19 protein-coding genes and 1 pseudogene are annotated in these 22643 nt (G+C 71.9%); 8 read left to right on the top strand and 12 right to left on the bottom strand.

All coding sequences use genetic code 11. From position 1 onward, the window contains the following. Positions 1 to 31: 31 nt before the first annotated feature. Entirely contained in the window at positions 32 to 436 is a 405-nt protein-coding gene (locus tag OG509_RS23145) for a cobalamin B12-binding domain-containing protein (RefSeq protein WP_385582523.1), read from the bottom strand. 233 nt (positions 437 to 669) lie between these two features. Between OG509_RS23145 and OG509_RS23140 the strand changes: the two genes are divergently transcribed. Continuing rightward, entirely contained in the window at positions 670 to 1455 is a 786-nt protein-coding gene (locus tag OG509_RS23140; RefSeq protein ID WP_406184364.1) for an esterase/lipase family protein, read from the top strand. A 222-nt stretch (positions 1456 to 1677) separates the two neighbouring features. Continuing rightward, positions 1678 to 3216, top strand: coding sequence for a peptidoglycan DD-metalloendopeptidase family protein (locus OG509_RS23135; protein WP_406184363.1), 1539 nt, complete (start codon positions 1678 to 1680; stop codon positions 3214 to 3216). A gap of 58 nt (positions 3217 to 3274) precedes the next feature. Here the strand turns inward: OG509_RS23135 and pcrA are convergent, their stop codons facing one another. Then, complete coding sequence (gene pcrA, locus OG509_RS23130) at positions 3275 to 5773, bottom strand: DNA helicase PcrA (protein ID WP_406184362.1); 2499 nt, start codon at positions 5771 to 5773, stop codon at positions 3275 to 3277. Then, a complete protein-coding gene (locus tag OG509_RS23125; protein ID WP_030154813.1) occupies positions 5757 to 6104 on the bottom strand; it encodes a helix-turn-helix transcriptional regulator in 348 nt (115 codons plus the stop codon). Before OG509_RS23125 ends, pcrA begins: the two co-directional genes overlap by 17 nt. A 129-nt stretch (positions 6105 to 6233) precedes the next feature. Between OG509_RS23125 and OG509_RS23120 the strand changes: the two genes are divergently transcribed. The 3 genes from OG509_RS23120 to OG509_RS23110 all read left to right on the top strand — a co-directional run bounded on the left by OG509_RS23120 (position 6234) and on the right by OG509_RS23110 (position 8748). Continuing rightward, complete coding sequence (locus OG509_RS23120) at positions 6234 to 7142, top strand: alpha/beta fold hydrolase (RefSeq protein ID WP_406184360.1); 909 nt, start codon at positions 6234 to 6236, stop codon at positions 7140 to 7142. A 26-nt stretch (positions 7143 to 7168) separates the two neighbouring features. Next, on the top strand, positions 7169 to 7522 hold the full coding sequence (locus OG509_RS23115; protein WP_406184358.1) for a hypothetical protein: 354 nt from the start codon (positions 7169 to 7171) through the stop codon (positions 7520 to 7522). Positions 7523 to 7671: 149 nt separating this feature from the next. Beyond that, on the top strand, positions 7672 to 8748 hold the full coding sequence (locus OG509_RS23110) for an NlpC/P60 family protein (protein ID WP_406184356.1): 1077 nt from the start codon (positions 7672 to 7674) through the stop codon (positions 8746 to 8748). A 21-nt stretch (positions 8749 to 8769) separates the two neighbouring features. On the opposite strand, the gene OG509_RS23105 is transcribed toward OG509_RS23110, so the two are convergent. The 3 genes from OG509_RS23105 to OG509_RS23095 form a co-directional block, all read right to left on the bottom strand. After that, positions 8770 to 9882, bottom strand: a complete 1113-nt coding sequence (locus OG509_RS23105) for an alpha/beta hydrolase (protein WP_406184354.1) — start codon at positions 9880 to 9882, stop codon at positions 8770 to 8772. A gap of 94 nt (positions 9883 to 9976) precedes the next feature. Then, the gene (locus OG509_RS23100; RefSeq protein ID WP_406184352.1) at positions 9977 to 10672 is read right to left on the bottom strand and encodes a LuxR C-terminal-related transcriptional regulator; all 696 of its coding nucleotides are present in this window, start codon (positions 10670 to 10672) and stop codon (positions 9977 to 9979) included. Further along, complete coding sequence (locus OG509_RS23095) at positions 10669 to 11964, bottom strand: PspC domain-containing protein (RefSeq protein WP_406184351.1); 1296 nt, start codon at positions 11962 to 11964, stop codon at positions 10669 to 10671. Before OG509_RS23095 ends, OG509_RS23100 begins: the two co-directional genes overlap by 4 nt. A gap of 131 nt (positions 11965 to 12095) precedes the next feature. Between OG509_RS23095 and OG509_RS23090 the strand changes: the two genes are divergently transcribed. Continuing rightward, positions 12096 to 13439, top strand: a complete 1344-nt coding sequence (locus tag OG509_RS23090; RefSeq protein ID WP_406184350.1) for a PspC domain-containing protein — start codon at positions 12096 to 12098, stop codon at positions 13437 to 13439. Further along, the gene (locus OG509_RS23085; protein ID WP_385582490.1) at positions 13426 to 13650 is read left to right on the top strand and encodes a hypothetical protein; all 225 of its coding nucleotides are present in this window, start codon (positions 13426 to 13428) and stop codon (positions 13648 to 13650) included. Before OG509_RS23090 ends, OG509_RS23085 begins: the two co-directional genes overlap by 14 nt. Here the strand turns inward: OG509_RS23085 and OG509_RS23080 are convergent. The 4 genes from OG509_RS23080 to guaA form a co-directional block, all read right to left on the bottom strand. Beyond that, positions 13596 to 14135: a TQO small subunit DoxD gene (locus OG509_RS23080; protein ID WP_406184348.1), complete on the bottom strand. Its 540-nt coding sequence runs from the start codon at positions 14133 to 14135 to the stop codon at positions 13596 to 13598. The two genes, OG509_RS23085 and OG509_RS23080, sit on opposite strands and share 55 nt — an antisense overlap. A gap of 19 nt (positions 14136 to 14154) precedes the next feature. After that, on the bottom strand, positions 14155 to 15405 hold the full coding sequence (locus OG509_RS23075; protein WP_406184346.1) for a hypothetical protein: 1251 nt from the start codon (positions 15403 to 15405) through the stop codon (positions 14155 to 14157). Between the two features lie 153 nt (positions 15406 to 15558). Continuing rightward, positions 15559 to 16338 carry a class II aldolase/adducin family protein gene (locus OG509_RS23070; RefSeq protein WP_406184345.1) on the bottom strand — a complete coding sequence of 260 codons (780 nt, stop codon included), beginning with the start codon at positions 16336 to 16338 and terminating at the stop codon, positions 15559 to 15561. A gap of 117 nt (positions 16339 to 16455) precedes the next feature. Next, positions 16456 to 18048, bottom strand: coding sequence for a glutamine-hydrolyzing GMP synthase (gene guaA, locus OG509_RS23065; protein ID WP_385582481.1), 1593 nt, complete (start codon positions 18046 to 18048; stop codon positions 16456 to 16458). Between the two features lie 290 nt (positions 18049 to 18338). Between guaA and OG509_RS23060 the strand changes: the two are divergent. Then, positions 18339 to 18635, top strand: a pseudogene (locus OG509_RS23060) (chorismate mutase); the annotation flags it as partial. Positions 18636 to 18931: 296 nt separating this feature from the next. Here OG509_RS23060 and OG509_RS23055 read toward each other — a convergent pair. Continuing rightward, positions 18932 to 20581, bottom strand: coding sequence for a peptidase (locus OG509_RS23055; RefSeq protein WP_406184343.1), 1650 nt, complete (start codon positions 20579 to 20581; stop codon positions 18932 to 18934). A gap of 200 nt (positions 20582 to 20781) precedes the next feature. Then, positions 20782 to 22623: a GMC oxidoreductase gene (locus OG509_RS23050; RefSeq protein ID WP_406184341.1), complete on the bottom strand. Its 1842-nt coding sequence runs from the start codon at positions 22621 to 22623 to the stop codon at positions 20782 to 20784. Positions 22624 to 22643: the final 20 nt, after the last annotated feature.

Raw genomic sequence — 22643 nt, 5'->3', positions numbered from 1 at the left:
CGGGCGGGGTCGGCGGGCCGGGCGTCGGGGGCTACGCGGTGCGGACGTGGGTGCGGACCCAGTCGACGATCGATGTCGTCGTCGCGCCGGGGGTGAAGATCTCGGCCACGCCCTTGGCCTTCAGCGGGGCGATGTCGTCCTCCGGGATGATGCCGCCGCCGAAGACCTTGATGTCCTCCGCCTCACGCTCCTTGAGGAGTTCCAGGACGCGCGCGAACAGCGTGTTGTGGGCGCCCGAGAGGATCGAGAGCCCGATCGCGTCGGCGTCTTCCTGGATGGCGGTGTCCACGATCTGCTCGGGGGTCTGGTGGAGGCCCGTGTAGATGACCTCCATACCCGCGTCCCGCAGCGCACGCGCGATCACCTTGGCCCCGCGGTCGTGGCCGTCGAGACCCGGCTTTGCCACCACCACACGGATCGGACCGGTCACACCCATCGCACTGCCTCCCGAGTGAACGAACGTTAAGTACAGCATCGCGCACACCCCCGTTTCACGGTCAACCAGGAGGGGGAAATCACACGTGGGACGGCGTTGATTCACCGCCAGGGGAGCCGCACCGGGGGCGCCGCGCCACCGTACCGACAGCCGCACGGCACGGTGGCGCGGCCGGCCGCGGCCCAAAGGCCCATTCCGAAGGCGCCGTCCCAGAGGGCTGAGGGGGGCCGTCGATGGGGGTGTCCATACCCGTACCCGTTTCCGGGGCCGCACTGCGGGCGGGCGTGCTGGAGGCAGTGGTCCTCGGCGGCCACCTGCTGCTCTACCCGACCGGGATACGGTCCGAGAAGCCCGCCGGGACCCAGGGAAATGAGCTCGGGCGGCCGCCCGCGCTCCTGCTGCACGGGTTCACCGACAACCGGTCCGTCTTCGTCCTGTTGCGCCGCACCCTCGCCGCGGGCGGGCGGCGGCACGTGGAGACGTACAACTACTCCCCCTTCACGCTCGATCTGCGCGTCACCGCCCGCCACCTCGCCCGGCGCGTGGAGGAGCTGTGCGAGCGCACCGGGCAGGAGCGGGTGGACCTGGTCGGGCACAGTCTGGGCGGGCTGGTCGGGCGGTACTACGTCCAGCGCCTCGGCGGCGAGGCCCGCGTCCGCACGCTCGTCACGCTCGGCACCCCGCATTCCGGTACGCGGGTCGCTCCCTTCATGAACGCCCACCCGCTGATCCGGCAGATACGCCCGGACTCCGAGGTGATCGCCGAGCTGCGGGCGCCAGCGCCCGGCTGCCGGACCCGATGCGTGGCGTTCTGGAGCGAGTTCGACGAGCTGATGGACCCGACCGAGACGGCCCGTATCGAGCACCCGGACCTCCACGCGGAGAACGTGCAGGTCACGGGCATCGGGCACCTCGCCCTGCCCGCGCATCCCGCCGTCACGGCAGCGGTCCGGCGCGCCCTCGACGGGCCCGGTCAGGCCGCCCTCACGAGCCTCGGAGACGCCGCTTCCGTCGCGTGAACGCCAACCCACCGAAACTCGAACGGATTTCGAACTCAAGGCCAAGGCTCGGCCTTGCCACGACCGAAAGACGGCCGAATGCCCGGTTCCGCAAAGCTCGAAACCCCTGGAAGATTGTCGTTGCCAGTAACCGCCGGGTACAGTCGCGCCACTGCTCTCCCCAAGGAACCTCCCGTTCCCTGGCCACCCAGGCCCCCCACTGCCGAGGCGAAAGAGAAGTTGGTGAACGACCGCCCCTCGTCGGGCCTGTACCCCGATTCCGGGTACGACGGCCTTTCCAACACCACTTTCGCTGGTGACTCGGCCTACGTTTCCTACGAAACGCAGGGCCAGGGGTATGACTACGCCTCCGCCTACCCCTCGTACGAGACCGGTGCGTACGACTCCACCGCCTGGTCCGCGCAGGACGGTTACGCGCAGGACGGCGGCTACCTGTCGACGATCCCCACCCAGGGTGGCGTCCCCGAGGACGCCGGGACCGGGCAGTGGGACGCGAGCGCCTGGAACCAGCAGAGCGCCGGCACCGACTACCAGGCCGCCGCCACCACCCTCGGCTACGAGCAGACCGGGCAGTGGGCGATGCCGGGTTACGGCACCACGGGCACCGAGACCGGTGCGTACGACGCCACCGCCTGGAACACGGTCCCGCAGCACGAGCAGCAGACCCAGACCTTCTCGTACGACCACCACCAGTACGAGTACCAGCAGCAGCACGAGCAGCAGCAGCACCACCAAGAGGCGGCTTACACCTACGAGGCCCCGGCCCCCGGCGTCTACAGCGAGACCGCCGTCTTCGAAGTCCTCGACACCGAGGGCGCCGCGAGCCCCGAAAGCGCCGAAAGCCCCGAGTCGGACTTCGGTCCCGACTTCGACCTGGACCTCGACCTCGACCTCGCGGCCGATCCCGTGCACGACCTGCCCACCCAGGCCATGCCCGTCACCCCGGACGCCGCGCCCGCGCCCCGCGCCTCGCGCCGTGCCGGTGCCAAGACGAAGTCGGCGCCCGCCGCTGCCGCCACCTCCCGGCGCCGCACCCCGGCGAAGCGTTCCGCCCTGCTGACCGTGGCCGTTCCCTCCGCCTGCGTGATGGGCGTCGCCGGTGTGGCGGCCGCCTCCGTCGGCGGACTCACCGCCGCGGACAAGCCCGCCGAGGACACCACCACGATGGCCGCGCCCGACCCGGCATCGGTGAAGCCCGTCGCGGCGAACAGCAAGCTCGACACCCAGCTGACGGCGCTCAGCGCCGACGCGGGCGACTTCGCGGACCGCGCGAGCCGCACGCAGGAACGCATCGACCTGCGCCAGCGCCAGGAAGACGAGAAGAAGCGGAAGGCGGAGGAGGAGGCGGCCAAGGAAGCGGCCCGCCCCAAGTTCGCGATCCCGGTCGAACAGCACGGCCTCAGCGCCAGCTTCGGCCAGGCCGGCGGCATGTGGATGTCCGTGCACACCGGCATCGACTTCCCGGTCTCGTACGGCACCCCGGTCATGTCCGCCACCGACGGCACCGTGCGCACGCAGTGGAACAGCGCGTACGGCAACATGGCCATAGTGACCTCGCCCGACGGCACCGAGACCTGGTACTGCCACCTCAGCAGCACCAAGATCCGGTCCGGCAAGGTCAAGGCGGGCGACGTCATCGCCTACTCCGGCAACTCCGGCAACTCCACCGGCCCGCACCTCCACTTCGAGGTCCGGCCCGGCGGCGGCGCGGCGATCGACCCCCTGCCCTGGCTCCGCAGCCACGGCCTGGACCCGACCTGAGCCAAGTACGGCACGCGGGCCCGGGAAGCGATCCCCCGGGCCCGGCCCGCCGCCCCCCTTACAGCTTCTGCACCGGCGCGTAGCGCAGCAGCAGGCGCTTCGGCTTGTCGTCCCCGAAGTCCACGGTGGCCTGCGCGTCCGCGCCGGCGCCCTTGACCTCCATGACCGTGCCCAGCCCGAACTGGTCGTGCGTGACCCGGTCCCCGACCGACAGCGCGATGACCGGCTTGTCGGCGGCCCGGCGCGTCGCGAACCCGGACGGTCCCGACTTCGTGCGCGACGAGGACAGGAACGCCTCCGGCGAGGTCCCGAACGTGGCCTTGCCGCCGCCCGAGCCGGAGGACCCGTACCCCGAGCCCGAACTCCGCATCGGGCCCGCCGGCTTCTGCGCCGCGCCCGTGCGCTTCCACTGCAGGTACTCGGCCGGGATCTCCTCCAGGAACCGCGACGGCGGGTTGTACGAGGGCGTGCCCCACGCGCTGCGCATGCTGGAGCGGGTCAGGTACAGCCGCTCGCGCGCCCGCGTGATGCCGACGTAGGCGAGGCGGCGCTCCTCCTCCAGCTCCTTGGTCTGGCCCAGGGCCCGCATGTGCGGGAAGACCCCGTCCTCCATGCCGGTCAGGAAGACCACCGGGAATTCGAGGCCCTTGGCGGTGTGCAGGGTCATCAGCGTGATGACGCCCGAGCCGTCCTCGTCCTCGTCCTCGTCCGGGATCTGGTCGGAGTCGGCGACGAGCGCGACCTGCTCCAGGAACTCCGCGAGCGTGCCGGGGTTTTCCTCTCCCCGGGCCTGCTCGAACTCCAGGGCCACGGCCGCGAGTTCCTGGAGGTTCTCGATGCGCGTCTCGTCCTGCGGGTCGGTCGAGGCCTGGAGCTCGGCGAGGTAGCCCGTACGCTCCAGGACCGCCTCCAGCACCACCGCCGGGCCCGCGCCCGAGTCGACGATCGTGCGGAGCTCCTCCATCAGAACGTTGAACCGCTTCACCGCGTTGGTCGAGCGCGCGGCCATGCCGAACGCCTCGTCCACGCGCCGCAGCGCCTGCGGGAAGGTGATCTTCTCGCGCATAGCGAGCGCGTCGATCATCGCTTCCGCGCGTTCGCCGATGCCACGCTTGGGTACGTTCAGGATCCGGCGGAGCGGGACGTTGTCCTCCGGGTTCGCGAGGACGCGCAGGTACGCGAGGACGTCGCGGACCTCCTTGCGCTCGTAGAAACGGACGCCGCCGACGACCTTGTACGGGAGTCCGACGCGGATGAAGATCTCCTCGAACACGCGCGACTGCGCGTTCGTCCGGTAGAAGATCGCGACGTCGCCCGCCTTGGCGTCCCCGGCGTCCGTCAGCCGGTCGATCTCGTCGGCGACGAACTGCGCCTCGTCGTGCTCGGTGTCCGCGACGTAGCCCGTGATGACGGCGCCGGTGCCGGCCTGGGTCCACAGGTTCTTGGCGCGGCGGTTCTCGTTGCGCTCGATGACCGCGTTGGCGGCGGAGAGGATCGTCTGCGTGGAGCGGTAGTTCTGCTCCAGCAGGATCGTCGTCGCGTCCTTGTAGTCCTCCTCGAACTGGAGGATGTTGCGGATGGTCGCGCCGCGGAAGGCGTAGATCGACTGGTCGGCGTCACCCACCACGCACAGCTCGGCCGGCGGCAGGTCCGGGTAGCCGGTGCCGACGAGCTCGCGCACCAGCGTGTACTGGGCGTGGTTGGTGTCCTGGTACTCGTCCACCAGGACGTGGCGGAAGCGCCGCCGGTAGTGCTCGGCGACGTCCGGGAAGGCCTGGAGCAGGTGGACGGTCGTCATGATGATGTCGTCGAAGTCGAGCGCGTTGGCCTCGCGCAGCCGCCCCTGGTACATCGCGTACGCCTGGGCGAGGGTCTTCTCGAAGCCGTCGGCGGCCTGCCCGGCGAAGGCGTCCTCGTCGATGAGCTCGTTCTTGAGGTTCGAGATCTTGGCGTTGAAGGCCTTGGGCGGGAACTTCTTCGGGTCCAGGTCCAGGTCGCGGCAGACGAGCGCCATCAGGCGCTTCGAGTCGGCCGCGTCGTAGATCGAGAAGGACGAGGTGAAACCGAGGCGCTTCGACTCGCGGCGCAGGATCCGGACGCACGCGCTGTGGAAGGTGGACACCCACATGGCGTTGGCGCGCGGGCCGACCAGGCTCTCGACGCGCTCCTTCATCTCGCCGGCGGCCTTGTTGGTGAAGGTGATCGCCAGGATCTGGCCGGGGTGGACGTTGCGCGCGGCCAGCAGGTGGCCGATGCGGTGGGTCAGGACCCGGGTCTTGCCGGAGCCGGCGCCGGCCACGATGAGCAGCGGGGAGCCGGCGTGCACGACGGCCGCGGCCTGCTGCTCGTTCAGCCCGTCCAGGAGCGTCGCGGGGTCGATGACGGGCTTGGGGGCGCCGTCCCGGTAGTACGCGTCGCCACTCATGGGCGTGTCGAACCGGCCCCCGAAGAGATCGTCCGCGCCCTCGTCGGGGGCGGGGTGATCCTCGGGCGGCGGGGGGACCTCGTCGGAGGGGGTGAGGTCCGCCAGGAAACTGTCGTCAAAGAGGCTGCTCATCGCTTTCCGAGTCTAGGGGTCGGGACCGACACGCCAGTACGAGTTCCAGGAGACCGGGGAAGCGCAGTTCCAGATCGTCGCGGCGCAGCGCGAGGTAGAGCTTGCGGCCCTGCGGGCGCTGGCAGATCACCCCGCCCTCGCGGAGCGTCTTGAGGTGGTGCGTGACGCTCGATCGGGGCAGGTCGGGCACCACTTCGCCGCAGAACGTCTCCTCGCCGGAGGCGAGCTTGCGGACGATCTCCAGGCGGACGGGGTGGCCCAGGGCCGCGAGCACCTCGGCCAGATCGAGGTCCTCGGCGGAGGGATGGGTCAGCTCGGCGGCGGCAGGCATGCCCTCACTGTACGCAGATCTCGTACGGACATTGCCAGACCATTCGAAGATCTCGTACAGTCATGCCCACACCGCGACCGTACGAACTCTTCGAACGGTCGGTCGACGCACCGGCAGGAGGGACCTCCCATGCCCAGCAGCACCAGCCCGCTCACCGAGACCCCGCTCGACGACGCCGCACTCGCCGCCTCCCTCGACGGCGGCTTCACCAGCCACCACGCCGACGTCAACGGCACCCGGCTGCACTACGTCGAGGGCGGCGCCGGCGAGCCGCTCGTCCTGCTCGGCGGCTGGCCGCAGACCTGGTGGCAGTGGCGCAAGGTGCTGCCCGCCCTGGCCGCCCGCCACCGCGTGATCGCCGTGGACCTGCGCGGCATGGGCGGCTCCGCCAAGCCCGCCGCCGGGTACGACAAGAAGACCCTGGCCCGCGACGTCCACGCGCTGCTCGGCCGGCTCGGCATCGCGAGCGCGCACGTCGTTGGCCATGACATCGGCGCGATGGTGGCCTACGCGTTCGCCGCCAACCACCCCGAGGCCACCCGGAGGATCGCCCTCCTGGACGTGTCCCACCCCGAGGAGAGCTGGGCCCGGCAGACCCTGCTCCCCCGGCAGGGTCAGCGCCACAAGTGGTGGTTCGCCTTCAACCAGGTCCACGGCCTGCCCGAGCAGCTGCTCGCCGGCCGCTTCCACCTCCTGCTGGACTGGCTGTTCGAGAACGCGGCCGCCGACCCCGGCTCCGTCGACGCGCACGCCCGCGCGGTGTACGCCCGTGCCTACGAGGCACCGGAGGCGGTGCGGGCCGCGAACGACTGGTACCGGACCTTCACCCAGGACATCGCCGACCTGGCGGCCTACGCCCCGGTGACCGCGCCGATCCTGGCCCTGGGCGGCGAGTACAGCAACTACGAGAGCCTCGTGACGGCCGTCCCCGCCCTCGGCACCGACACCCGCGTGGTCCGCGTCGACAGCAGCGGGCACTACCTCCCGGAGGAGCGGCCGGAGGTGGTCGTGGAGGAGCTGACCCGCTTCCTGGGCTGACCGGGAGCCCCCGTACGCTCGGCGCCATGGACGTACTCATCAGTGTCTTCGTGGGCCTGCACATCATCGGCATCGCCTCACTCCTGGGCGGCTTCCTCACGCAGATGAAGGCGATGAGCGCGGGCACCGCCCGCTTCGTGCCCGCGATGCTGCACGGCGCGCTGACGATGCTCGTCACCGGCGTCCTGCTGGTCGGCTTCCGCGAGATGGACGGCGGCCACGTCAACAACATCAAGATCGGCGTGAAGCTCGCCATCCTCTTCGTGATCCTCGCGCTCGTCTACGTGAAGCGGGACGAGGAGCACGTGGAGAAGGCGCTGTTCGGTGCGGTCGGCGGGCTGACCGTGGTCAATATCTTCATCGCCGTCCTCTGGCACTGATCCCGGCACCGAACCACAACGGCCACATCCGGTCACGTCAGATCACGTCGGGGCACTTGCGATCATCTCGTCATCCGACCGTTACCTTCCGGTCTAGCGTCCTCCTCCAAAGCACCGAGCTCCCGAGCGAGGAAGGACGTGAGGCCCTCGTGGCCAGTCACCGAAAGCCCAGGCAGCGCCCGCTCCATCCGCTCTCCCGCGGCACCGTGCGGACCGCCGCGACGCTCGCCCTCGCGGGCGCTGCCACCGCCACCGCCTTCGAAGGCACCTCTCAGGCCGACCCCCGGCAGACGCCCTCCCAGGTGAAGGCCGAGGTCGACCAGCTCTACGAGGAGGCCGAGGAGACAGCCGAGCGGTACAACGGGGCGAAGGAGAAGGCCGACGAGGCCCAGCGCGCGCTCGACGCACTGCGCGACGAGACCGCCCGCAAGACCGACCGGCTCAACACCGCCCGCCGGGCGCTCGGTTCCCTGGCCGCCGGCCAGTACCGCACCGGCGGCCTGGGGCCCGCCATGCGGCTGGCGCTGGCCGAGAACCCCCAGGACTACCTGGACCAGGCCTCGTTCCTCACCCGGACCGGCGACCGCAGCGCCGCCGAGGTCTCCTCCGTACGACGTGGGCTCGACGAGGTCGGGCAGCTCAAGGACAAGGCCGCCGGCCGGCTCGCCGACCTGCGCGCCCGCGAGGGCGAACTCGCCGGGTACAAGGCCACCGTCGAGGGCAAGCTCGACACGGCCAAGCGGCTGCTGGCCAAGCTCACCGCCGAGGAGCGGGCCGCGTACGAGGCCCAGTCGGGCGGCGCGGCCACGGCCGGTCCCCGTGCCACGGCCCCGGCGCCGCCTGCATGGGGGCACCTCCCAGCGGTAGCTGGGGGAGGGTCGCGCGCCGCCCGCGCGGTGGCCTTCGCGTACGGGGCGATCGGCAAGCCGTACGTCTGGGGCGCGACGGGACCGGGCTCGTTCGACTGCTCCGGCCTGACCCAGGCGGCCTGGCGCTCGGCCGGGGTCTCCCTGCCCCGCACCACCTACACCCAGATCAACGCGGGGCAGCGGGTCTCCCGTGACCAGCTGGCCCCCGGTGACCTGGTGTTCTTCTACTCCGGGGTCACCCACGTCGGCATGTACATCGGCAACGGCCAGATGATCCACGCCCCGCGCCCCGGGTCGACGGTCCGCGTGGCGCCGATCGACTCGATGCCCTGGGCGGGTGCCTCCCGCCCGGCGTGAGCCCGAGACGGCGGAGGGATCCTACGGCGCCTTGACCTGCGTGGTCAGCCAGCCGAAGGCCTGCGGGAGCTGCTTCGACCACGAGTCGAGGTTGTGCCCGCCGGTGACCTTCTCCGCGTGCACCGCGGTCGGGGTCTGCGCGATGGCCTTGAGGTCCGTGCCGGACAGATAGCCGTCCTGCTCGGCGCCCGACAACCACAGCGAGACCGCCGGCGGCGTGGGCGCGGCCTTGAGCAGGGCCTTCAGGTTGTGGGTGCGGCGCATCTCCGGGTCCTGGGCGACCAGCGACGTGGGCTCCTGGCCCGGGTCGTTGTAGCCGGACAGGGAGACGGCCGCGCTGTAGCGGTCGGGGTGCAGGATCGCCAGCTTGGCGGCGCAGTACGCACCCGCCGAGTACCCGGCCACGCCCCAGGTGCGGGCCTCGTCCGAGGCCCGGAAGTTGTCGACGACCATCTTGCGGACGTCGACGCTGAACCAGCTGTCCGCGTTGACCTTGCCGGGGATGTTGGCGCATCCGGTGTCGCCGTTGCCCAGCAGCATCGCGCGCGGCGAGACCAGGATGAACGGCTGCACCTTGCCGTTCTTCATCAGCGGCTCCAGCACCTCGGCCGCCTTGAGCCCCTGGAACCAGGACTTGCCCGTCCCCGGTATGCCCGGGATCAGCTCGACCACCGGGAACTTCTTGTTCTTGAACGCCGGGTCGTCGTACTGCGGCGGGAGCCACACCATGACGTCGCCCTTGACCCCGGAGATCTTGCCGTCGAGCTCGGTCTTCTTGACCCGGCCGCCGAGGCCGTCGACCGGCTGGAAGTTCTGGAGGACCTTCGGCTCCGCCTTGACCTCCGCGGCCTTCTTCCCGCCGAGCCCGTCCGCGCCGAGGTCGGGAGCGGCCGTGACGTACTTGCCGGTGCCGAGCAGATCGCCCCAGGAAGCGTAGAAGTTCTCCTGGCGGTTCACCGAGATGAACACCAGCGCGACGGCGGTGACCTGGGCGAACACCACCATCAGGGCCCGGGTCGACACGCGTACGACGGCGGGGCCGCGCACCTTGCTCCACACGGCCAGCGGCAGGAGAACGGCGATCGCCGTGAGGGCGATCGCCGTCACGAACAGGGGAAACCCCGTCAAGCTCATCACGCCACCCAAGAGGGCGCCCCGGCACCGCGCGGTTGCCCCCGCACCCTGCGGCGTCGGTCACACCCGCGCGGACGTCAGACCAGCGCGGACGTCACACCAGGCGGCGGGCCGTCGCCCAGCGGGTCAGCTCGTGCCGGTTGGAGAGCTGGAGCTTCCTGAGCACAGCCGAGACGTGGGACTCCACGGTCTTCACCGAGATGAAGAGCTGCTTGGCGATCTCCTTGTACGCGTACCCGCGGGCGATCAGCCGCAGCACCTCGCGCTCACGCTGCGTGAGGCGGTCCAGGTCCTCGTCGACCGGCGGCGCGTCCGTCGAGGCGAAGGCGTCGAGCACGAAGCCCGCCAGCCGCGGCGAGAACACCGCGTCCCCCTCCTGCACCCGGAAGACCGAGTTCACCAGGTCGGTCCCGGTGATGGTCTTGGTGACGTACCCGCGCGCGCCGCCTCGGATGACCCCGATGACGTCCTCGGCGGCGTCCGACACCGACAGGGCCAGGAACCGCACCGGGTTCTCGGCGGCCGCCATCAGCGGGGCGCAGCGCCGCAGCACCTCGACCCCGCCGCCGCCGGGCAGGTGCACGTCGAGCAGGACCACCTCGGGGCGGGTGGCGGTGATGACGGTGACGGCCTGGTCCACATCGGCCGCCTCGCCGACGACCTCGACCCCGGTCCGGGCGGTCTCGCCGATCTCGGCCTGCACGCCCGCGCGGAACATCCGGTGGTCGTCGACGAGCACCACCCGGACGTGCCTGTCCGCCACCGTGCTGCCGGTCGTCTCCTCGGTCATGCTGCGTTCGCCGCCCTCTCCATCTCCAGCTCGACTTCCGTGCCGCCGTCGGGCGCGGACCGCAGCCGTGCGGTCCCGCCGTTGCGCTGCATCCGGCCGATGATCGATTCTCGTACGCCCATGCGGTCGTCCGGTACCGCGTCGATGTCGAAGCCCGGCCCCCGGTCCCGTACGGACACGAACACCGTCTGCCCCTCCACCTCGGCGTACACCTGCACCGGCCCGCCCTCGCCACCGTACTTGGCGGCATTGACCATCGCTTCGCGCGCGGCCTGGATCTGTGCACCGAGCCTCTCGTCGAGCGGGCAGTCGCCGACCACGACGACCTCGATCGGGACCCCGTGGTGGTCCTCCACCTCGGCGGCCGTCTTCTTGACCGCTTCCGCGAGGGTGGTGGGCTCCTCGGCCTCGTCCTTGCCGGTTCCCTCCGGCTTGTACAGCCAGTTCCGCAGCTCCCGCTCCTGCGCGCGGGCGAGGCGGCGCACCTCGCCGACGTCCTCCGCGTTGCGCTGGATCAGGGTCAGGGTGTGCAGCACCGAGTCGTGCACGTGGGCGGCGACCTCGGCGCGCTCCTGGGCCCGGATGCGCATGAGGCGCTCCTCGGAGAGGTCCTGGGTCATCCGTATCAGCCAGGGGCCGGCGAGCAGGGCCGTGCCGACGAGGACGGCGAGGGCGGCGGTCAGTACGTTGCCGAGCTGTGCGGCCGAGCCGCGTACGACGATGAAGACGGTCAGGCCGACGCCGACCAGGGCGACCCCGGCGAACCCGCGGGCCATCTGGAGCAGGCGCGCGTTGCGACCGGCGGCGGCGCCCCAGTGGGCGCGGCGGGCATTGTCGGCCTGGCGCCATACGAGGACCACACCGGCGCCGACCAGCAGCGTCGGCCACACGTACCGGCCGGAGGTGCCGCCGAGCTGGACCTTGGAGATGAAGATGCCGGCGCCGATGCACAGGGCTATGAGGGCGGTGATCTGCCCCCGGTCGGGTTTGCGCAGGCGGCGGCTGCCGTCGGGGAGGGTCTCGAAGAAGGAGCGGTGCCCGGTGCGGCCGCCGACCCCCAGCGGTACGAAGACCCAGAACGCGGCGTACAGCAGTACGCCGAGCCCGTCGCCCCACATGAACAGGCCGAGGAACGCGAGCCGGACCCAGACGACCGGCAGCCCGAGGTGCCCGGCGAGACCGCGCGCGACACCGCCGAGCATCCGGCCGTCGGCGCTGCGGTAGAGCTTGCGCTGAGGCGGTTCGTCGGCGTCTGCCGCATGCGGGGGACGGGGGGCGGTGGAGACGGGCATGCCATTGATGGTCACACGCGGGCGGCGTACGGAACATCAGGGCAGCCCCCCAGTTCTGTCAGGGGGATATCAGGGTCGTGCCAGGGTCGTGCCCGGTGCCGCGGGGCGCGGCGGGTTGCCACCATGGAGCCATGACCAAGCACGACTCCCCGCCGCCGACAGGTACGGCCCCGCCGCCGGGCGACCGGCCCGCAGACCGGCCCGCAGACCGCGCCGCCGACCGGCTGCCGCTGCGCCGCAGCAAGCGCGACAAGGTCCTCGCGGGCGTGTGCGGCGGCCTCGGCCGGTACTTCGACCTGGACCCGGTGATCTTCCGGATCGTGCTCGGCGTCCTCGCGGTCACCGGCGGGGTCGGCCTGATCTTCTACGGCTTCGCGTGGCTGCTGCTCCCGGTGGAGGGCGAGGAGGACAGCGAGGCGAAGAAACTGCTGACCGGCCGGGTCGAGGGCGCCACCCTGGCCGCGGTGTTCGCGGCCCTGGTCGGCTGCGCGCTGTTCCTGTCGATGCTGGACAACGGCGGGCTGGCCGTCTTCTCCGTCCTGGTCATCCTGGCCCTCGGCGGGGCCTCGTACTGGTCGCAGCGCCGCCGGAAGGCCGCCGCCCCCGAGGCCGAGCCGCAGGCGGCGCACCGCCCGGCTCCGCCGGAGACCCAGGCTCCGCCCGTGCCCGGCAGCCCGTCCTGGTGGCGGGACCCGCTGGTCAAGGACGGCACGACCGGCCCCGTGGGATCCACCGGGTACCTGTGGGGGCCGGACGACTCCGCCGATGCCAACGCCGCGCGGAACATCGGGGGCGGCCGCGCCCCGCAGGCCCCCGAGCGGGCCGCCGCGCCGAAGGTCCCGCGCGGCGGGATCGGCGGCCGGGTGTTCGTCCTGGCGCTGCTGGCCGGGGGCGCCGCCACCGCCGCGGTCTGGCAGGGCAGCACCCTCTCGCACGCGCTGCAGATGGGTCTGGCCTCGTCGCTCGCCGTCTTCGGGCTGGGCCTCGCGGTCAGCTCCGTCAAGGGCCGTACCGGCTTCGGCACCGTCCTGCTGGCGATGATCACCGCCGGGCTGCTGGCCGGCGCCTCCGCGCTGCCCCGCGAGATCGGCACCGACTGGAAGTCCGTGGAATGGCGGCCGGCCGCGGTGGCCGACGTCGGACCCGTCTACACGGCGGGCACCGGGCTGGCCACGCTGGACCTGAGCCGGCTGGACGTACCGAAGGGCACCACGCTGTCCGTCCGCGCCTCCGTGGAGGCCGGCCGGCTGAAGGTGATCGTGCCCCGCGAGGTCACCGCGCAGGCCGACGTCTCGGTGAAGCTGGGCGACATCCACATGCCCGGGGAGACCAGCCAGGACGTACGCATCAAGAGCGGCGGCGAAACCCAGCAGGCGACCCTGAAGCCGTCCGCCGGCACCGAGGCCGGGGGAACGATCGAGCTGCACCTGAACGCAGGTGTCGGACAGGTGGAGGTGGCCCGTGCCGCGTCATGAGTTCCAGCCCGGTCGGCTGCTGGCCGGCCTGATCCTGGTGGCGGCGGGCGTGCTCTACCTGCTCGACGCGACCGGGGAGGCGGATCTGCCCTGGTTCCTGGTCATCCCGATGACCATGGGCGGGCTCTGCCTGGCCGCGCTGGTGGGGGTGGTGACCTACGCCGTGCGCCGGGACCGGCGCGACCGGATCAGCGAGTCCAGCGAGAGATAGGGCGCACCCGCCATGATCATCGGGATCCAGGCCATCAGGTAGACCAGGTCGTTGCCGTAGTAGTACGGGGTCACCTGCCAGGACACCGTGAGCCACAGGCTGAGCGAGATCAGCGCTCCGCCGGTGGCCGCGATCCGGGTCAGCAGGCCGGCCAGGGTGCCCAGGCCCACCAGGAGCTCCCCGACTGCCAGCAGCGCACCGAATCCGACGGGCGAGAGCAGCGTCCAGTCCACCAGGGCCGGGATCGCTGAGGTGTCGCGCACACCGTGCATCTGCTCGCCGATGGAGCCGGCGCCGGAGGCGGACAGGAACGCGGAGTCGGTCAGCTTGTCCAGGCCCGCGTAGACGAAGGTCACGCCGAGGAAGATCCGCAGCGGCAGCAGGGCGTACCGGGCGGCCTGTTCCCGCAGTCCGGAACGGCCCGGCGAGCCGGTCGACCCGGACGAGCCGGAGGGACCGGTGGAAGGGACATCAGTTCGGGTCACGTCCCATGTGTACCCCGGTTCACTCGGCCACGTCGATGGTGCAGCGGTTGGATTCCACTCCGGCGGCCGTCACCACCTGCACCTCGATGCGTCCGGGTTCCACTTCCGCCGGGACCGGTACCGTCAGCGTCGAGTCCGAGGGGTTGGTGAACCCGCCCGCGACCGGCACCAGCGGCACGTGCACGTGGACCGCCCCGACCCGTACGACCAACCGGGCCAGCATCTCCGGCGTCTGCGCCCCGGGCGGCACGAAGCCCACACCGCGGATCTCGATGTCGTCGCCCGGCCGGATGGCCGCGTCGAGGTCGCCGGGCTCCCGTCTGCGGACCACCGACAGGATCAGCGGTCGCGTCACCTCGGCGTACTTCGCCGCCAGGTACACCGCCGCCGACAGGGCCACCAGCATGGCCAGCGCCCACGGCAGCCTCGGCAGCCGGTCCGGGAACCGGGCCATCGACACCGCCGCGAAGGCCAGAACCACCGTGGAGACCAGCACGTACTGCGCGTCCGGGAAGCTCCCCCGGCCCGCGTCGTCCGTCAGCAGGTCCACCCCGCGCGGCCGGTCCGCCGGCAGCTTCTGCATCCGCTGGCCCATGATCCGTACGGTGACCACCCGGCGCACCAGCACCGCCACGCCCGAGGTCAGCGCGACCACCGCCAGCAGCGGCAGCGCCCGCCCGAGCGCCAGCCCCGCGTACAGGGCCTGGCGCCCCGGGCCGGGCGGCGAGGCCGCCAGCCGCAGCGCGGGCAACAGCGCGGCGAACGCCGTCAGCACCACCCAGGCGCTCGGCACCGCCTTCGAGGTGGACAGCCGGTTGTCCTCGCCGACCAGCGGGGCGAGCAGCCCGCCGCGCAGCGACTGGGCGCGGGCGGCGACCGTGAGCAGCCCGGCCAGGACCACCGCTGCGAGCAGCCCGGCGGTGCGGGCCGTGGACCAGCCGGTGCCGAGCGCGGTGCCGACCTGCACCAGCAGCAGCACCCCGGCGGCGATCCACACGGCGAGCACGGCCCGCCGCGAGAACAGGTACAGCCAGGAGTTGCCGGCCTCCCGGCCCCGGTCGGCGACCGTACGGGCCGACAGGGTCAGCTCGTCGGAGACCCACTGCCGGGACGCCCCGGCGGACCGGGCCACCGCGGCCGGAAGCCCCTGGCCGGCCGCGAACTCGTCCCGCTTCTCGGTGAACGCGGCGACGGCGCGCCGGTGCCCCTCCTGGGCGCCGTGCGGGCAGTCGTCGCAGGTGCAGGCGCCGCCGTGGGTGCTTCGGGACATCTCTTGGACAGCCACGTGCGTGCCGCCTCTCTGAACTACGGTGCAATGCCAGCGAATTGTGCACCACTGCGGCAGTGCTCCGGATTGCGCACGATGTCAGAGCAGGTGATTAACCGTTCATGATGTTGACGTCACCCGCCCGGCCCAGTCGTGTCAAGGGGCGACGGTCTGCCAGAGGGGCTGGTAGCTGACCCAGGCGGCGAGATCCGTGCCGAAACGCTCCCGGGCGGCGAGCGCCGCGCGGTGGTCGATCGGTACCGGCTTCCCGGCGGCCCGCGCGATCAGCTGCACCTGCGCCGCCCGCTCCGCCGCGATGAACCACCAGGCCGCCGCGTCCACGGAGTCGCCGACCGTCAGCAGCCCGCGGTTGCGCAGGACGAGCGCCTTGTACGGGCCCAGGGCGCGGGCGATCCGCCCGCCGTCCTGCGGCCCGGCGAACCCGTCCAGGAGCGCGTGGTCCTCGTAGAAGGCGCAGGCCTCCTCGCTGATCGGGGCGAGGAGCTCCCCGAGCGCGGCCAGCGCCCTGCCGTACGGGCCGTGCGCGTGCACCACCGCCACCGCGTCGGGGCGGGCCCGGTGCACGGCCGCGTGCACGGCGAAGGCCAGCTCGTTGACCCGGTGCCCGCCCCGGCGCACGCGCCCGTCCCCGTCGACGAGCAGCAGGTCGTCGGCGGTGAGTGCGGACAGGGCCTGCCCGAACGGGTTCACCCAGTGGCAGTCCGCGAACTCCGGGTCCCGCACGGTGATGTGCCCGGCGACCCCGTCCTCGTACCCGAGGCGGCCGAACAGCCGCAGCGCCCCGGCGAGCCGCTCCTTGCGGTACGCGCGCTCCTCGGCCGGGTCTGCGTGGACGGGCGGCAGCGCGAACCGCAGCCGGTCCACCGGTACGGGTGCGGGTACGGGCACCGGCGCGGGTACGGGCTGATCCGGCATGACCCCCTCCTTCGGCTCGCCGCGCAAGGTACCGGCGGCCGCACCAAGTGGCCATACACGCGGCGAAGCCGCCGCTCCCGGGGGAACGGCGGCTTCGTCACGGGCATCGGGCGGGGACTACTCCCACTCGATGGTGCCCGGGGGCTTGCTCGTGCAGTCGAGGACGACGCGGTTCACGTCCGGCACCTCGTTGGTGATGCGGGTGGAGATCCGCGCGAGCACCTCGTACGGCATGCGCGTCCAGTCCGCGGTCATCGCGTCCTCGGAGGAGACGGGGCGCAGCACGATCGGGTGGCCGTACGTGCGGCCGTCGCCCTGGACGCCGACGCTGCGGACGTCCGCGAGCAGGACGACCGGGCACTGCCAGATCTCACGGTCCAGGCCGGCCGCGGTCAGCTCGTGGCGGGCGATGGCGTCGGCCTCGCGGAGCAGGTCCAGGCGCTCCTTGGTGACCTCGCCGACGATGCGGATGCCCAGGCCCGGGCCCGGGAAGGGCTGGCGCTGGACGATCTCGTCCGGCAGGCCGAGCTCCTGGCCGACCATCCGGACCTCGTCCTTGAACAGCTGGCGCAGCGGCTCGACGAGCTCGAACTCGATGTCGTCGGGCAGGCCGCCGACGTTGTGGTGGGACTTGATGTTCGCGGTGCCGGTGCCGCCGCCGGACTCGACGACGTCCGGGTACAGGGTGCCCTGGACCAGGAAGGCCACCGCCGGGCCGTCCTCCTGGAGGATCTCCAGCTGGGCCTGCTCGAAGACGCGGATGAACTCGCGACCGATGATCTTCCGCTTGGTCTCCGGGTCGGAGACCCCGGCCAGAGCGGTCAGGAAGCGCTCCTGCGCGTCGACGACCTTCAGCTGCACGCCGGTGGCGGCGACGAAGTCCTTCTCGACCTGCTCGGTCTCGCCCTTGCGCATCAGGCCGTGGTCGACGTACACGCAGGTCAGCTGGGAGCCGATGGCCTTCTGGACGAGGGCCGCGGCGACCGCGGAGTCCACGCCGCCGGAGAGGCCGCAGATGGCGCGCTTGTCGCCGACCTGCTCGCGGATGGCCGCGATCTGCTCCTCGACGATGTTGCCGGTGGTCCAGGTGGGCTCCAGGCCGGCGCCGCGGTAGAGGAAGTGCTCCAGCACCTGCTGGCCGTGCGTGGAGTGCATCACCTCGGGGTGGTACTGCACGCCGTACAGCTTCTTCTCGTCGTTCTCGAAGGCCGCGACCGGGACGACGTTCGTCGACGCGGTGACGGTGAAGCCCTCGGGGGCGGCGGAGCAGGCGTCGCCGTGGGACATCCACACCGACTGGTTCTCGGGGGTGCCCTCGAAGAGGGTGGAGCCGGCCTTGGAGACGGCGAGCGGCGTCCGGCCGTACTCACGGGCGCCGGTGTTGTCGACGGTGCCGCCGAGGGTGGTCGCCATCAGCTGGAAGCCGTAGCACATGCCGAAGACGGGGACGCCGGACTCGAAGAGGGCGCGGCCGTCGTCCAGGCGCGGAGCACCCTCCTCGTACACGGAGGACGGGCCGCCGGAGAGGATGATCGCCTTCGGGTCCTTGGCGAGCATCTCGGCCACCGGCATCGTGCTGGGGACGATCTCGCTGTAGACCCGTGCCTCGCGGACGCGACGGGCGATGAGCTGGGCGTACTGGGCGCCGAAGTCGACGACGAGAACCGTGTCCGGGGCGCTGTCGTGGGCGGCGGAGGGTGCTTCTGGCACGGGGCGGCCTTCCGGCGGAAGAGGGTGGCTGTTTTGTCGATTCTACCGGTGGCGCCGCCCGCCACTTTGTCGCACCATCCGAGGTCCACGTCACGGGCCGTCTCACGATCCGGGCCGGGTTGGCCCGCAGGGGGGTGGGCCGACATAATCCGGTTCATGCGCAAGCAGCTGAGCTTCCTCTTTACCTATGGCACCGGCCGGTCCGGTCGCCATGGGTCCGTGTGATGCTCGCTTGAGCCGCTGACTTCCCAGAGCGCCCCGGTCCGACAGGACCGGGGCGCTCTGGCGTTTCCGCTCCTGACGGCACGACCCACAGGAGTAAGAACATGACCGTGACCACCACCCCCGCGCAGCTGATCGCCGAGTCCCGCGAGCGGATCGACGCCATCGACGACCGGATCATCGGGCTGATCCAGGAGCGGATGGCCGTCTCGACCGTCATCCAGGACGCCCGGATCGCCTCGGGCGGCCGCCGGGTGCACCTCTCGCGCGAGATGGAGGTGCTCGCGCACTGGAGCGACGCCCTCGGCAAGCCGGGGACCGCCCTCGCGATGACGCTGCTGGAGCTGTGCCGCGGCCGGGTCTGAGGCCCGTTACCGGGCTTTGCGCCCGTTCAGGGTCTTACGCCTGTTCGTCACTCGTCCGGACCGTGACCGGCCCCGGCGCCCTTCGTTGGTGTGGATGGCCGCGCCAGCCAGGCGCGGGACCGCAGCACCACGCGTGGCTCTTCGGGAGCGATGAGACGTACGGCCCCTCGGGGCGTGCGTCGTGGGACCTCGCTCCTTCGCGTGACCGGACGGCAGGGGACAGCAGCCCGGTCACCCCAAAAAGGACGGCCGGCCAGGGGGACGCCCCCGGCCGGCCGTTCTCTGCGTCTACGCGCCTACGCGTGCCCGCCCGAGCGGCGGCGGACTCCCACGTACAGCGCACCGCCGACGGCCACCGCGCCCAGCGCGCCCAGCGCGATCGGGCCGACGGAGCTGCCGGTCGAGGCCAGGTTGCCGCCCGTACCGCCGGCGGCGGACGCGAACGCGGACGCGCTCGGCGAGACCGACGCCGAGGGCGAGGCGGAGGCCGACGGGGACGGCGACGCGGAGGCCGAGCCGGACGGGCTCGGGCTCGTACCGCCCTTGACCTCGACCACGAACACGGCCTTGGAGTTGCCCCCGACCGGGTCGAAGGCGAGCGGCTTGGTGCCGCCCGCGACCGGCTCGCCGACGGTGACCGAGCCCTTGGCGTCCGCCACGGCCTTCTCGATCTTCATCGAGAACCGGCCGGTGTACGCACCCGGGACGTCCGCGAACGTCCCGCCGTCGCAGAAGTAGCGCGGCGCGCCCTGCTGCTCCGTGCGGTCGCTGCCGTCCGCGTTGACCGCGCGGCAGTTCCGGGGCACGTCCGTGACCTGGACTCCGGCCGGCATCACGATGTCGGTACGGGCCACGCTCTCGCCCGAGCGCAGGTGACTGATCACGGCCGGGCCCTTGTTGCGGAAGCCGAGCTCGGCCACGACCGTGTCGCCCACCTTTCCGGAGGGCGAGGCGGTGACCGCCTCGAAGTCGGCCCGGGCGCCCTTGGCGGTGAACTCGAAGATGCGCTCGTTGTCGCGCGGGTTCAGGTCGGTGTCCTCGGCTCGCCTGGCGTCCCGCGCGGCCAGGTTGGAGTCGGTGACCGGCACCGCGGCCGACGCCTTGACCAGCTTCAGCTTCTTGCCGGTCGCCGGCTTGCCCTCGGGCGCGTCCTTGACCGGCGCCGGGTCGGGGACGACCCCGTACCGCAGCCGGTCCTGGTAGGCGCGCTCGGTGGTCTTGAGGTGCAGCGGGGAGTCGGGGGCGAGCTGGTAGGACTCGCCGGGCAGGAACTCGCCCTCGACGAGGCACACCGTGGTGGCGCCCATGCCGCCGTGGTCCTGCCGCCGGCAGTTGTCGTACGTCTCCGCCGGCTCCAGGCCGGCCGAGGTGTCCAGCTCCAGCGCCACCGACCCGGCGGGCAGCGTGCCCCGGTTCGCGAAGGCCAGCGGCAGGTCCTGCTGCTCACCGGCCGTCACCTCGGCCTTGGGCTTCAGCTCGCCCAGGTGCAGGTCGGGGCCGCCGACGGTCAGCTTGGTGGTGACCGGCGTGACGCTCGCGCCCGCCACCTTGCCGGTGACGGCGATCTCACCGCTCACACCGTTCTTGCTGCCCTGCGCGGCCGAGACGAGCAGGTCGAACGTGTTGCCGCCCGGGTTCCCGGCCGACAGGCCCTGCTGCTTGCAGACGATCGCGGTGGCGCTCGTCGTGCAGTTCGGCCTGGGCTTGGCCGGGTCGAGACGGACCGACGCCACCGCGGCGGCCTTGGTCAGGTCGACGGTGACGGTGAACTCGCCCGGGAAGCTGTTCCCGGGGCCCACGTAGGCCAGCTCGTAGTGCAGGCTGCGCTCCTTCGAGGCGCCCGTGTCCGGGTACGGCTGGAGCACCAGTGCGGAGGGGCCGCCGAGCGGAAAGACCGGTTCCGCGGCGAGCGCGGGGGCGGCCGCGCCGAGGCTCAGCGCCGCCAAGCCAGTAGCGGCCAAAAGGGAGATGCGCTTGTCCATGAAGATCGAGACCGCCGAGTACGGGTCTCGGTTGCCCCCTTCGGAGCGTGACGGGCATCACATGCAACCATCCGGACTGATCACCTGTCACTTATGTACGCGGCGGCGGGGTCTGCGCTCGGAGGGGGAGCGCAGAACCCGCCGCCGCGACACGTGTCACGGGCTCAGGCCTTCTTCGGAACCTCCGGTACCGGCAGCAGCAGCGGCAGCCGCAGCGCCCCGAAGGCCTCCTTCGGGACCGCCGGACGAGCCGGTTCCACCGCCGCCAGGCGGGTGTAGGCCGCGCCCTGCTCCGGCCGCGGGTCCTGCTCGCCCTTGTTCGGCCAGTACGACATCGCCCGCTCCGCCTGCGCCGTGATCGTCAGCGACGGATTGACGCCGAGGTTCGCGGAGACCGCCGAGCCGTCCACCACCGAGATCCCCGGGTGCCCGTACAGGCGGTGGTACGGGTCCACCACGCCCTCCTCGGCACCGGCGCCGATCGGGCAGCCGCCGAGGAAGTGCGCGGTCAGCGGGGTGCCCATCAGCTCGCCGATGTTGCTGCCGGGGAAGCCGTTGATCTCCTCGGCCAGCAGGGTGGCCGCCTCGGTGGCCTCCTTGATCTGCACCGGGTTCGGGGCGCCGTGCCCCTGGCGGGCGGTGAGCAGCCCCTTCCCGAGGCCGCCGGGCTTGCGGTACGTCGTCAGCGAGTTGTCCAGCGACTGCATGACGAGCCCGATGATCGTCCGCTCCGACCAGCGCCGGTTGGAGAGCGAGCGCGCCAGTTGCACCGGGTGCTTCGCGGTCCGGGCGAACCAGGCCCGCACCCGGTGCCTGCTGTACGGCACCTGGAGGACGGTCATGAACCCCATGGCGTTGGAGCCCTTGCCGTAGCGGACGGGCTCGATGTGGGTGTCGGCGTCGGGGTGCACGGACGAGGTGATCGCGACGCCCCGGGTGAAGTCGGCGCGCTGCTCCTTGCCGGGGCCTCGGCCGTGGCGCCTGCGGTATCGGCGGTCGTCGGTCTGCGCGCCGACCAGGCCCTCGGAGTTGGTCCGGGTCAGCTCGCCGAGCCGGTCCGAGATCCGCGGGAGCAGCCCGTTGTCCTTCATGGTGTGCAGCAGGGTCTGGGTGCCGTACGTGCCCGCCGCGACGACCACGTAACGGGCGCGCAGCTCCTTGGAGCTGCCCCGGCGGCGGGCGTCGGTCGGGACAGTGCGGACGCGGTGGCCGCCGTCGGGGTGCTCGGCGAGCGCGGTGACGGTGGTCATCGGGTGGATGACGGCTCCGGCGCGCTCGGCGAGGTGGAGGTAGTTCTCGTTCAGGGTGTTCTTCGCGCCGTGGCGGCAGCCGGTCATGCACTCGCCGCATTCGGTGCAGGCCTTGCGGGCGGGACCGGCGCCGCCGAAGTACGGGTCGGGGACCTCCTCGCCGGGGCGGGCCGTGCGGGCACCATCGCCGTCGACGCCGTCCGCGTCCGCGCCGTCGCCGAAGTAGACGCCGACCGGGGCCATGTGGAAGGAGTCCCCGACGCCCATCTTCTCGGCGGCGGCCTTCAGGTGGACGTCGGAGGGGGTCATCGTGGGGTTCAGGCGTACGCCGAGCATCCGCTTGGCCTGGTCGTAGTACGGGGCGAGTTCCTCGCGCCAGTCCGTGATGGACGCCCACTGCCGGTCCTCGAAGAAGGCGGTGGGCGGCACGTACAGGGTGTTGGCGTAGTTGAGCGAGCCCCCGCCCACCCCGGCGCCCGCGAGCACCATCACGTTGCCGAGCAGGTGGATCCGCTGGATCCCGTACAGCCCGAGGGCCGGGGCCCACAGGTAGTTCCGCAGGTCCCAGCTGTTGCGGGGCAGGCTCTCGCGGGTGAACCGGCGCCCCGCCTCCAGGACGCCGACCCGGTACCCCTTCTCGGTCAGCCGCAGCGCCGAGACCGAACCTCCGAAGCCCGATCCGATGACGATGACGTCGTAGTCGTACTCGTTCTCGCTGTCGCTGTCGCTGTCGTTCTCGTCGGTGTTGTCCGACACTGCGGTGCCTCCCCGAGCGG

The organism is Streptomyces sp. NBC_01006, assembly GCF_045162725.1.
Lineage (GTDB): Bacteria > Actinomycetota > Actinomycetes > Streptomycetales > Streptomycetaceae > Streptomyces.
Note: the sequence above shows the minus strand (reverse complement) of the source record. Positions and strands in the feature narration are given on the sequence as shown.

What these genes read in the sequence shown, in the direction of transcription:
- OG509_RS23070 (WP_406184345.1), bottom strand. Translation starts at nt 16,338, where the DNA reads ATGCCGGATCAGCCCGTACCCGCGCCGGTGCCCGTACCCGCACCCGTA.
- OG509_RS23105 (WP_406184354.1), bottom strand. Translation starts at nt 9,882, where the DNA reads ATGAGCTTGACGGGGTTTCCCCTGTTCGTGACGGCGATCGCCCTCACG.
- OG509_RS23115 (WP_406184358.1), top strand. Translation starts at nt 7,169, where the DNA reads ATGGACGTACTCATCAGTGTCTTCGTGGGCCTGCACATCATCGGCATC.
- pcrA (WP_406184362.1), bottom strand. Translation starts at nt 5,773, where the DNA reads ATGAGCAGCCTCTTTGACGACAGTTTCCTGGCGGACCTCACCCCCTCC.
- OG509_RS23090 (WP_406184350.1), top strand. Translation starts at nt 12,096, where the DNA reads ATGACCAAGCACGACTCCCCGCCGCCGACAGGTACGGCCCCGCCGCCG.
- OG509_RS23145 (WP_385582523.1), bottom strand. Translation starts at nt 436, where the DNA reads ATGGGTGTGACCGGTCCGATCCGTGTGGTGGTGGCAAAGCCGGGTCTC.
- OG509_RS23100 (WP_406184352.1), bottom strand. Translation starts at nt 10,672, where the DNA reads ATGACCGAGGAGACGACCGGCAGCACGGTGGCGGACAGGCACGTCCGG.
- OG509_RS23120 (WP_406184360.1), top strand. Translation starts at nt 6,234, where the DNA reads ATGCCCAGCAGCACCAGCCCGCTCACCGAGACCCCGCTCGACGACGCC.
- OG509_RS23075 (WP_406184346.1), bottom strand. Translation starts at nt 15,405, where the DNA reads ATGTCCCGAAGCACCCACGGCGGCGCCTGCACCTGCGACGACTGCCCG.
- OG509_RS23125 (WP_030154813.1), bottom strand. Translation starts at nt 6,104, where the DNA reads ATGCCTGCCGCCGCCGAGCTGACCCATCCCTCCGCCGAGGACCTCGAT.
- OG509_RS23095 (WP_406184351.1), bottom strand. Translation starts at nt 11,964, where the DNA reads ATGCCCGTCTCCACCGCCCCCCGTCCCCCGCATGCGGCAGACGCCGAC.
- OG509_RS23140 (WP_406184364.1), top strand. Translation starts at nt 670, where the DNA reads ATGGGGGTGTCCATACCCGTACCCGTTTCCGGGGCCGCACTGCGGGCG.